The 12,712-nt window shown below is 30.6% G+C and carries 4 protein-coding genes; all 4 read left to right on the forward strand.

Annotation, left to right across the window (positions count from 1 at the left end):
• The coding region (locus tag ACVC2P_RS02130) for a baseplate J/gp47 family protein (protein WP_452596834.1) at positions 1-2,833 on the forward strand (2,833 nt) is incomplete at its 5' end.
• Positions 2,821-5,547: a hypothetical protein gene (locus ACVC2P_RS02135; protein ID WP_452596835.1), complete on the forward strand. Its 2,727-nt coding sequence runs from the start codon at positions 2,821-2,823 to the stop codon at positions 5,545-5,547. The genes ACVC2P_RS02130 and ACVC2P_RS02135, both read left to right, overlap by 13 nt.
• Positions 5,537-10,615: a PKD domain-containing protein gene (locus ACVC2P_RS02140; RefSeq protein WP_452596836.1), complete on the forward strand. Its 5,079-nt coding sequence runs from the start codon at positions 5,537-5,539 to the stop codon at positions 10,613-10,615. Before ACVC2P_RS02135 ends, ACVC2P_RS02140 begins: the two co-directional genes overlap by 11 nt.
• Before the next feature lie 23 nt (positions 10,616-10,638).
• Positions 10,639-12,687, forward strand: a complete 2,049-nt coding sequence (locus ACVC2P_RS02145) for a contractile injection system tape measure protein (protein WP_452596837.1) — start codon at positions 10,639-10,641, stop codon at positions 12,685-12,687.
• The last annotated feature ends 25 nt before the right edge of the window (positions 12,688-12,712 follow it).

The raw sequence follows: 12,712 nt of genomic DNA on the forward strand, positions 1-12,712 counted from the left end.
AGATAAGGTTCACGTTATTTTTGAATTAGCCAAAAAAAGTAGTGAAGAGCAAATAAAAACAAAAACAGCTTTAAATGCTAAAAAAGATAATGAAGGCAACCCAAGAGAATATAAAACAGAAGAGGAGTTAATTGTAAATAAAGCAAGTGTAGCAAGTTTAAAAACAGTTTATAATGGTTTAAAAAACAGTGACCCTAATTTTAAAGGTACTAACGTACCAGAGTTTAAAGTAAGTCGAGTAGCAAATACATTAGATGGAGTAAAAGAAGCCCTTCCAGAAGAAGCACCCTATTGGTATCCTTTTGGTTATACTTCGGCAGAAAACGAAGCGTATTCAGAGTTAGAAAATGCGCAGGTTGGATTTGCCATTGCATCCCCTTTACTTAATTTAAAAGAAGGATTAAGAACAGTAGAAATAACAATAGACTTTACTGAAGAAAAAGCAGAAGTAAATAAAAACAATATAAGTAATTTTACAGCTACAGATTTAGACAACATTCTATCTATTAAAGCAAGTGGTACTAAAAAATGGATAGACATACCAGGACTTAAAATAGAGGGTATTACAGGAGAATCTGTAACAGCTATTCCATCAAACCAATCAGTAAAATTAGTATTTCAATTAAGTAAAGACACAGACGCTTTAGTTAATTATAACGAGGAAACCTTATTAAAAAAATACAATACAGAATTTCCTTTAGTATGCTTTACTATAGATACAGCAAACCAAAAAGGATACAAGTTTTATAGTGCTATAGTAAATAGAATAGTTAGTAAAATTACTGTAAATGTAAATGTAGAAGGCGCAAAATCGTTGTTACTAGAAAATGATAATGGAGTATTAAAAACAGTAAAACCATTTTATCCATTTAGTACAAAACCAGTTAAAAACTCAAACTTTTATATAGACTACCCAGAAGTATTTTCTAAAAATTGGAACAAGATAAACGTTAATTTAAAATGGAAAAATACACCAGAAGACTTTAAAACTTGGTATGAAGCCTATTTAAAAACACAAAAGTTAGCAACCAAACCAAGTCAATTTGTACTTAAAGATGGAAAAGGAAAACCAATAGCAATAAGTAATGATAAGTTTATAGTAACAAGCAACAGCCATTTTAAAGCAGAAAAAGCATTACTTCATAAAGAAGAATGGAGTATAGAAGCAATACCGCAAATATTATTTACAAAAATAAAAGACCCCAAAACAAATGAGGAAACAGAAGATTTTGAAAGTAATATTAAATGGACAAACAACTCTGTCTTTAAAATAGATAAAGCAGGGCCAATGCGTTTGTCGCTAGAAGAAACATTTCTTCATGAAATATATCCAAGACTCTATGCTTTAGCATTAACAAGCAAGGACGACCCTTTAATTCCAAACGAACCTTACACACCTATAGTAGAAAGTATAACATTAGACTATTCGGCACAAGAAACACTAAACATTGCTTCTCAAACATTACCAATAAATGAAGCAGATTTGTTAGAAACAAGAGAAGCGTTTGATGCTAATAGAATACAGTTATTTCATAACCATCCATTTGGTCAAAAAGAAGAACATAACTATTTAAAAATAATAAAGCAAAGTAGCGGAATAAAAGATGTGTTCGATACTAATAATATAAATACCTATTTAGTTCCAAAATACTGTAAAGGAGGCGCATTATATATAGGATTAGAAAATGCAGAAGTGTCACAAACTGTAGCCTTATTAGTTCAAGTATTAGAAGGAAGCGAAAACCCTTTAGTGCCCTCTTTTAATACTAATGAAAAAATAAACTGGTCTATACTATGCGATAATAAATGGAAAAGCTTAAAAGATGATATAATATCTAATAATACAGATAACTTTTTGACCTCAGGAATTGTAAAAATTAGCATACCCAAAGAAGCTACAAAACATAATACAGAACTCCCAGAAGGATTAATATGGCTACGAGCAAGAATGCATAGAGATTACGATGCCGTTTGTAAAGCTATAAACATACACGCGCAAGCCGTACAAGCAACATTTGTAAACAATGAGAACGAATTATCTCATTTAGAAAAAGGACTACCAGCAGAAACCATATCGAAACTAATAACAAGAAAACCACAAATAAAATCTATAAAACAACCCTATAACTCCTTTGGAGGCATACCAGAAGAATCCGATGCACTATTTTATAGAAGAATTAGCGAACGATTAAGACATAAAAATAGAGCAATAACACTATGGGATTACGAACACCTAGTATTACAGAAATTTCCAGAAATCTATAAAGTAAAATGTCTAAACCATACAAAAGAAGAAAACTTTACAGCAGCAGGAGAAGTAACTATAGTAGTAGTACCAGATACAGTAAATAAAAACGTGTTCGATATTTTCGAGCCAAGATTAAGTAAAGCATTAATGAATAAAGTAGAAAACTACCTAAATGCACTTAATACCATGCATGTAAATGCAAAAGTAATAAACCCAAATTACGAAAAAGTAACCATAACACTAGAAGCGAAATTTTATGAAGGTCTAGACGAGAGTTTCTACACCAAAAAATTAGAAACAGACATTATTAAGTTTTTGTCACCATGGGCATACGATGACACAAAGGAAATAGAGTTTGGTATAACACTACATAGAAGTGTATTAATAGACTATTTAGAGAAATTAGAGTATGTAGACTATTTACAAAATGTAAGTATGGATAAAGATGGCGTTTCTAGCAATAATAGCATTACACCATTAAACCCAAAATCCATTTTAGTATCTGCTAAAAAACACAGTATAACATTAGCAGAATCGCCATGTAAACAACAAAAAACAGAAGCAACAATAGAATGCAAAGCGTAGAAAAACACATATCGATACCAAAAGACGTTGCTACAAAAAACGACTTAGATTTCCATTTCTTAAGAGAAAAAGGAATAGAATATATAGAGCAATTAGGAAGTAGTTTATGGACAGATTTAAACGCCCATGATCCAGGCATAACTATTATGGAAATGCTATGCTACGCTATAACAGATTTAGGGATGCGTATAGAAATGCCTATAGAAAACCTATTAGCTTCAAAAGATTCAAATAATACTATTCAAAACCAATTTTATAAAGCAGCAGATGTATTTCCTACAAAAGCACTAACAGCAAACGATTATAGAAAACTATTTATAGATGTTAAAGGAGTTAAAAACTGTTGGCTTCGTAAATATGAGAAAACAGTTTATGTAAACTGCAAAGAAAATAAACTATCATATAACGAAAATGATTTTAGTACGCTAGATAAAGCCTTTAAAAATAAATTTCAACTCAAAGGATTGTATGCACTATTTATAGAATACGATGCCTTAGAAGAAGACCTAACAGAGCAAGAAAAAGAAGATATACTAGAATTAGTAAAAGAAGCATACTATAACAATAGAAACCTATGTGAAGATATAGTAACCATAAATACTGTAGAAACTCAAGGCGTTTCAGTTTGTGCTAATATAGAAGTAGATATAGAAGCTAATGAAGAAGAAGTGCATGCAAACGTACTCTATCAAATCAATAACTATTTTTCTCCAGAACTACGTTTTTACAGCATAAAAGAAATGCTAGAAAAAGGCTATACACCCGATCAAATTTTCGATGGCCCATCATTAGAAAATGGTTTTATAGATATAGAAGAGTTAAAAGCGGCCGAATTAAGAACAGAAGTTAGACTTTCGGACTTAATGAAAATACTAATGAATATTGAAGGCGTAAAACTAATTAAAGACATTTCAATAGGGCATTGTGACGCTTCCAAACCATTAGGAAACGATTGGATTATTTGTATAGACCCTAACAAAAAACCTAAACTTTGCGAAAGAAGCACCTTTAACTACCATAAAGGAGTGTTGCCATTAAATATAAACGAAGCAGAAGTATTACGTTTTTCTGAAGCATTAAAAACAGATACTATAGAAGCGCAAAAAGTAGCCAAAACAAATAAAAACTTAGACATACCTAAAGGCATTAGTTTAGAGACCAGCCAGTATAACACCATACAAAATGATTTTCCAGACACCTATGGTATTGGTCTAGATGGATTAAACGCAAGAGCCACAACAGAAAGGAAAGCACAAGCAAAACAATTAAAAGCGTACCTATTGTTTTTCGATAAAATATTAGCAAACTATTTTAAACACTTGGGTAAAGTTAAAGACCTATTATCTATAAATGGATCAGAAACAAAAACATATTTTACTCAAGCCTTACACGGTATAAAAGATTTTGATGATTTAGTAAAAAATTATCCAAAAGCAAACGAAGACGCACTAACAAAACTACTATTCGATAAGTTTGACAATAATATAGAACGAAGAAACGAAATTTTAGATCATCTCTTAGCACGATTTGCAGAACGCTTTGGCGATTATACCTTTTTAATGAAAACCTTATACGGTAGCTCTGCAGACGAAATGACTTTAGCAAACAAAGAAGCCTTTTTAAAAGATTATGTTGCAATTAGCTCGCAAAGAGGCTGTGCTTTTAATTATTACAAACAAGAAAATAAAGCACTGTGGGATACAGATAATGTTTCAGGATTTCAAAAAAGAGTATCACGATTAGTAGGTGTTAAAAACTATACAAGACGCCATTTAACAGATTCTTTTGTTGAAGTATATAAAAATGCACCAGAAGAATACAGATGGAGAGTTCGTAACAGTAATAACGACATTGTTTTATCATCTACAACAAACTATAAAACAGCCAGCAAAGCATCAGAAGAACTCTATTTTGCCATACTACAAATTATTCAAGTTTCAGAAAAAACAATAGAAAAACAATTTGAAAACAAGGTAGAGAATGAAACACTTATAGATACCATAGAAATAAATAAAACAGATGCAGGAGTATACACCTTTCAAATTATTAACCCAGAAGAACCTAAATCGAGTACAAATTATATAATAGCCAAACAATTTATATTTTATAACACCCTTAAAAACCTAAAACAAGGAATAATAGATTTAGTAGATTTTATAAAAACTGAATTCTCAGAAGAAGGTATGTTTTTAGTAGAGCACATGCTATTACGTCCAGATGTTACCAAGCAAACAACAGACGAAGATACATTTATACAAATATGTGCAGACGAGTGCGATGAGTGTAATATAGACCCCTACTCCTACCGTGTAAGCATTATTTTGCCGGGCTACACATACCGATTCTCTAATCCAGATTTTAGGCGCTACATGGAAAATATTATTAAAGAAGAATTACCAGCGCACATACTACCTAAAATTTGCTGGGTAGGACATAGAAGAGGTGTTGTAGAAGACAATGAAAATGATTTAAGGCAATTTGAAGAAGCCTATAAAAATTACCTCTTTGCTAAGACAAATTTAGCATTACAAGAACAACCAACAATTAACAATAATGAACATAAAAAACTAATAGATGCTATGTCTCAATTAAATACAATCTATCCCGTAGGGCGTTTATTAGACTGTAATGATGAGAGCGATGAATTAGAAGGAAGAATCATATTAGGACAAACCAATTTGGGAACACTTAAAATAAACAGCGATGAAAACTAAATTAAAAGATATAACCACCCAATATAGAAAATTTAGTACAAACCAAGTACTAACAGAACATCAGCTAAATGAGTTTTTAGATTATTTTGATGATCAAGACCGTTTAACGAGAACAAGCCTTAGCGGTGTTGGGATAGCCTGTGGATTTAAGTTAACATATATAGAAACAGAAAATGCCATTGAAATAACACAAGGAAGAGGTGTTACAACAGATGGCGACTTGGTAGCATTGCAGAATCCATCGACTACAGAAGAAGGCGTAAAAGATAAAACACTAAAATCTATAAACCTATCTAAAAAAACATACAAGTTTTATAAGAAGTTTACAGATGCAAATGTAAAATATAAACATTTTTTAAACCCAGACAATGAGCAGATCGATTTATGGGAATTAGCAGAAACAGGAGATGAATCCTACACCGCATTAGAAGCCTTAGACAATATAAAAAATATGGTAGTGTTGCTGTATGTAGAAAACTACTCTAAAGAAGGCGAATTATGCACGCAACTATCATGCGATAATCAAGGAATAGAACAAGTTTCAAAATTAAAAGTACTATTAGTAACTTTAGAAAATGCAAGGTATATAATTGGTCAAGATGCTATTTACAATAAACATAATTGGAACGAAACCTTTGTAGCATTGCCAGAAGTAAGTGCAAAAAGAATAATACTAAACACTAAAAATACGGCAACTTTTACAACACTAAAGCAAAACTATTTTAATGCAATAAAACAAAATAATACAATACCAAACCTTAAAACAGGATTAAAAACAATTTTATCTAGGTTTAATAGAGCGCCTTTAGATACAAGAATAGACAGTTTATTTAACTTTAGTTCTAATGGAACGCCAACAGACTACCAATACCGTTATGATGTACTAAAAGATTTAATAGATACCTATAACGAAATTAGAGATTTGCTACTACATATTAATGTAGCATGTTGTCCAAATATAGGTGCATTTCCAAAACACTTAATGATAGGACGAATAGAAGAAGTAAAACCCTTTTTAACCTTTAGGCATCAATTCTATAAATCTCCAGTAATAGGTCATGAAGATGCAAACTATAAAAAAGTAATTAGCCTAATAAATAGAATAACGGCATTAGCAACGAGCTATATCGATTTTAATAAAGGAGATGCAATAAAAATAACGCCATCTCTAGCCTCAGGACAATTAGGAGACAAAGCGATTCCTTTTTATTACGATGTAGATAATACACTTTTAAAAGATTGGAGCTTCGAGAAATTAAGCAATTTAAGAACACACTATAATTTAAGCTATAAAAGAAATAATTTAGCACAAATTCCTTCAATACAAGAACCATTATCGTATAATATAGATAATTATAATTTTTATAGAATAGAAGGACATCAAGGAAAATTATACAAAGATGCCTTAGACCAAATATTAAGAAAAAAAGAAGACAATGGTTTAAATTTCGATGTTAAAGTATTGTCTATAAATGCAACAACACAAACAATTAACTTAAACGACTACAAATGCCAATTTGAAGATTTAAGTATATTGCTTAATGCATGGAGAACAGAGCAAAACTGTATTCTTTCAGAAATGAGTAGATTCTTCTCTGCATTTAGTACAACAGAAGTAGGAACCAATGTAGTAGCAGTAAATAACGGATTCGAATTTGAAATAGCTCCACAAGGTCCAACCGTAATAACAGATGGAGGAGCAGGAACAGCAGGAGGTGTAACAACTGGGGGAACAGTTGTCCTTACAAACGATGATATTAGCCCAACTTCGGGAACTTTTAGAACAGTAGGAAATTCGGTTACAAATGAAATGCTATCGGGCAATAGCTCTCAATTAGAACAATTTACTCAACAAACAGACTTAGTAAAAACAAATATTGTAAAAGAACAATTAACAGTAGAAGAAAATACATTGGGGATTCTTTTAGAGAATGCCATAAAATTAAACGAAGAAGGCTCGGCTAATGATATATTAGCAACATTTAATGCAAGCGCAGCAGAAATTAAAGACTTACCAGAATGGGAAGCAGAAGCACCATTAGCAGATTTTATATTTACTAATGTAACAGAAACATTAGTATACTCTTATATTTTAGATGATAGAATTCCAGATAGAATAACGCAAATAGATAAATTTACGCTTACAAACTATAAACTAACAATAGACCAATTATGTAAGCGCGTTAAAGACTTGCAAGCTAAATACCAAACCACAAAAATAAAAGAAGGCTCTAAGCAAATATTAGGACTAATAATAAATCAACTATCAACAGTATGTTGTTCTGGTAAAAAACTAGAAATTCTATTAGAAGAAATAGAAAAAAGAAAACAAGAAATATTAGCACAAATTCAATTATCAGAATTTGTAAAAAAACATCCAGGATTAGAACACAAAGCAGGAGTAAGAGAAGGTGGAACGTTTGTTATGGCATATTTAACAGAAAATGCAGCAGACAAACCAACATACGAAACCGTCTCCTTAGAATTAGACTTCTTAGAACAACCCAATATAGATGACGAAGGATTAGATGGAGATGAAGGTAAAATTAAACTATGGGATAATAGATTAAGTACAAACTTTGCATTTTTACATAAAGTTATAGACGATACTCAAAACCCACTAAGCGAAATCGTTTTTATAGGAAAAACAATAGAAGAAACAGTAAATAACTTAGCTGTTTTCTTAAATAATATATGGGAAAGAGCAGGAGAAAGATCAATAAAAGCAATAGCAGATAGAAAAAAACTAATTATACGTATTACAGATAGAATATTACAAAAAGAAGAAAACTATATTCACTTTGCAAACCCAGCAATAGTAGGAACAAATACTAAAATATACTTTGAAGAAAACACCGTATTGCAAGCCAATATAGCAGCAAAAAATACAGTAATTGCAGATTTTGCATTACCATATATGTGTTGTTCAGATTGCTCACCAATAAACTTTATTGTACCAAAAGATCCAATTTCGCTTAGCTTACCTCAGGCATTTATTTGTTTAAAAAATGGAGTAGATTTAACGCCATTGCCATTTAAAGCGTCTCCAGCAAATGCAGATATAAAAGCTAAAGTTCCAGAAGGTATAGCTAGTGGAGTAACAACAAACGAACTAGGAGAACCCGTTTTCGATCCAGCATTAACAGATGCAAGCCTACATGGTACAGAAATAGCATTTACAGTAAATGGAGAAGAAACAAGCGCAAAAATAACAGTATACGCAGACCCTAATATTAGTGTAAATACACCACAAGTAGTATACAATAATGCAAAAACGATAGCAACAGTAACATACACAGTAGTTAATGCTATACCTAACTTAACCTATACATGGGATTTTGGAAAAGGAGAACTATCTAACGAAATACCTAATTCCGATGGAGAAATTGTAATAACATATAACCTACCAGTAAATACAGAGAATAGTATTACGCCAACATTAACCATTAGTAATGGTTTTTGTGAAAATAATATAGCAATAGAAACCATTATTTTCGACGATCCAATAGACGTCGCTTTAACAATAGACGAAACTTATTGTTTAGACATATCAAACTCAGAAATTATAAAAATACCATTTACAGGTAAAAACCCAGTCGATGCGCCAATAGAAATAGCAAATGGTAATTTCCAAGGCGTAGAAGTGCAAGGAGACGAACTAATTATAATTCCTAACGATTTTAACACCGATAATTTTGGTAAAATAATTAAGTTTTCAGTTTTAGGATTACCGACAAATGCAACAATAACAATAAATCAATTACTAGCAGTTAATATCTCTAAAGCTCAAGGTGTCTTTTTCTGGGCAAATGGTAATTTATTTAGAAGTTATGGAGCTGCACCAGTAGGGCTTAGTGACCAATTAACATACCAATGGAAAATTAACAATAAAATAGTAAGCACAAAACAAGGGCTAAAATTTAATTTGCCTATAGACAAAGGAGAGAATGTATTTACTGTAGAATTACAAGTAACAAACATTGGAGGCTGTATTACCACAGTACAAATAACAGAAACAGTAAACTATCCAGATTTTGTTATAACATTACCAGAAAATCAAGTTGAATTTTGTCTTAATGACGACAATCCTTATGCCATAACAACATTACCAACAACTATAAACAATACTGTGCCAGAAGGGCCAGGAGTTGTCTTGCAACCATCAGGGAACTATGTGTTTATACCAAGCGCAGCGCAATTAACGAGCGCTGGAATTATAAACTTAGGGATAAACGGAGATAATTTATTAGCCGTAACTCTAAAAGAAGCCTCTACAGCAAATTTTACAGCAAATATTGAAGAAAACAATGAAGGTACATTTTTAATGCTTAAAAATACATCAGAATTAGCAGACTCTTATGTTTGGAAAATTGGAGGACAAGTTATAAAGAGAACAACAAGATCTCAAGTAAAATTAGATGTAAACGCTTTTGAAACTAATAGTATAGATATTTCATTAACAGCAATTAGTACCTGTGGGTCAAACACAAAAACAATTAAATCCTTTAAAGTAAAAGATGGAGTAGATTGTATCTCAAGTACAACAATGGCTATTCAAAATGACCATGAAACATTAACGATTCCTTCAAATTTTGATGCAGCAATTAAAAAGAATGTATTAATGCCAATAGTAGAGTATTATACAACAGTTAATACACCAGAGATACAAGAGTTTTTAAATGGAAATAAAAACACAGAAATAATAAATGGGCAATTTGCTAATCTGCTAGAGCTAGGAACAGCTGCGTTACTACAGTTAAAAGAAGGGCCTGAGTTTATAATAACTTCCAAGTTTTATAGTGCCCAAATTAAACTACTATTTAATGTGTTACACTGCCAGCCAGAACAAGTGTTAATAGATCAGCAAGATAGTATTCTAGCAATAATGGATAAACTTAAATCTAGTTTAGAAACGTTAAAAAATAAAAACATAGTCTTCGATACGAATAATGAATTAAGAGATTACTTAACACTATATAGCAAAGACACAGGAGTTGTAAATTATTTAAGAACATTTATAACACAAGAACTATTACCGTTGTTAGACGGTCAAATAGCACCAAATTAATTAGTTATAATGATTATTTAATTATGAATAGAACCCATAAATATATTATAAACAAGGTTTTTGTTGATGTAAATACCAATAGTAAAAAAACGGCATTTGCAATCAAAGATAATATTGATGGGTTTTTAAAAGAAGACATATTTCCATACATGGAGAACTATTTTAAAACTCTAGAAAAGGAATTGCCAGCAGAAATAATTCAAATACCTAAACTAAAACTAGAAGTAACAGGAGATAGTAGAAATAACTTTGAAACCTTAAAAGAAAATATAAAAAAACAAATAAAAGAAGAAGTAAAAAAAATAGTAGGCAACCCAAGTAAAGCCCCTAACAAAGCTGTTTTTTTAAGCATAAATAAAAGCAAGCAAGAAACCTTTATTTTCTTTTTAGAGTATGGAACAATGCCTTGGTGGAATACTAAAGAAACACCAACAGAATACAATGAAGAAGCAATAATTAAATTATTTAAAACAAACGGTTTTAAAACACTATTTAAAAGAAAAATAGAAAACCCTAGCGTTAAAAATAGAATTATAAATCAGTTTTCTAGTATACAAATAGTAACCGTTCTATCAGAAGTTTTTAAAAACGAAATCATAACAATTTTAAAAAGAGATAAAATAATAAACACATTAATTAATCAATTAAAACCTAAATATAAGCAATGGTTTTGGGAACAAGTTATCCAATATTGTATAGAAGAAAATAAAGAAAATATAGTCTCTAAGTTTATTATGGTATTAGAATCTAAACCAGTAAAAGAGAATAATGAAATAGTAGAATTAACAACATTGATACTTAAAGCAATTCCCGAAAAAACATTAAACGAACTAACAGCTAAAAACCCATTTAGCATTGAGAATTATAAAGCTAAAGAATCAGAAAAAAAACAGATGTCAAATAGTATTCAAAAAATATTAGGCAATTCTGAATCTATAGAAGAAGAAAACGATTTAAAACCAAGCAAAACTGAAACTGAAAAAGTTAAAAAAGAACCAAAAGGTATTTCAGAAAATGCTACAGAAAATAAAAAAGAAGAACGTAAACAGTCTAAAAACACTCTAAAACAAAAAACAAAAAACACTAATAAGGCAAAGGGAATAAACGAAATTAATAAAAGTAAAGAAGAGGCTTATACCAACGAATCTTTGAGTGAAAAAAATGCGCTAGATGAAAAAAATAAAGAACAAAAAAGTCAAAAAGATAAAGACGCAGTAGAGCACACTACAGAAACAATAAATGAAACATTAGGAAATACTATTAAAAAAGAAATAGCAGTTAAGAAGCAAGAAAAAGAAATAAAGACTTCAATAACTAATGCTAATAGAGAAGAAGATGAAAGAAGGAAAACCTTAAACAAAGAAGATGATTTAAAGCCAAGACATGAAGAGAAAAACCATCTTAAAAATCAAGTAAATGTAGAGGGAAATACAGAAGAAAAGAAGATAAAAGCAGACCATACACTAAAAACACCAAAAGCCAATAAAATTAGTCAGGAGTCATTAACTTTAAAACAAAAGGAAATATTCGATTTAACTAAAAAACGAGCTTATATCCCTGAATTTAAGAAAGAGAATAAAGGAGAATATTACGTTAAAAACGCAGGATTAATTATACTGCACCCCTACTTAAAAAACTTTTTTACTACCTGTAAACTATTAAATGAAGCAAATGAAATAATAAACCCAGAATTAGCAATTCACTTATTACACTATTTAGCAACAAAAAAAGAACAGCAGTATGAAAACAATATGGTATTCGAAAAATTTCTCTGTGGTATTGCTATAGAACAATCAATTAGAAGAGAAGTTGTAATACCAGAAGACTTAAAAGAAAAAGCAGAAGATTTATTAACAGCAGTTGTAGAACATTGGAAAGCGTTAAATAATGCCTCTACAAGCTTATTGCGTAATGAGTTTTTACAACGCTCTGGAAAAATAAGTTTTAAAAATAAAAATCCTAAAATAATAGTAGAACGCAAGGTATTCGATCTATTATTAGATAAACTACCATGGACTTTGAGTCTAAGCAAATTGCCTTGGATTGATAAATTAATATATACAGATTGGTAAAAAAAATAAAAAAATAACGCAATAA

The organism is Pontimicrobium sp. MEBiC01747, from assembly GCF_053601635.1.

What these genes read in the sequence shown, in the direction of transcription:
- ACVC2P_RS02140 (WP_452596836.1), top strand. Translation starts at nt 5,537, where the DNA reads ATGAAAACTAAATTAAAAGATATAACCACCCAATATAGAAAATTTAGT.
- ACVC2P_RS02145 (WP_452596837.1), top strand. Translation starts at nt 10,639, where the DNA reads ATGAATAGAACCCATAAATATATTATAAACAAGGTTTTTGTTGATGTA.
- ACVC2P_RS02135 (WP_452596835.1), top strand. Translation starts at nt 2,821, where the DNA reads ATGCAAAGCGTAGAAAAACACATATCGATACCAAAAGACGTTGCTACA.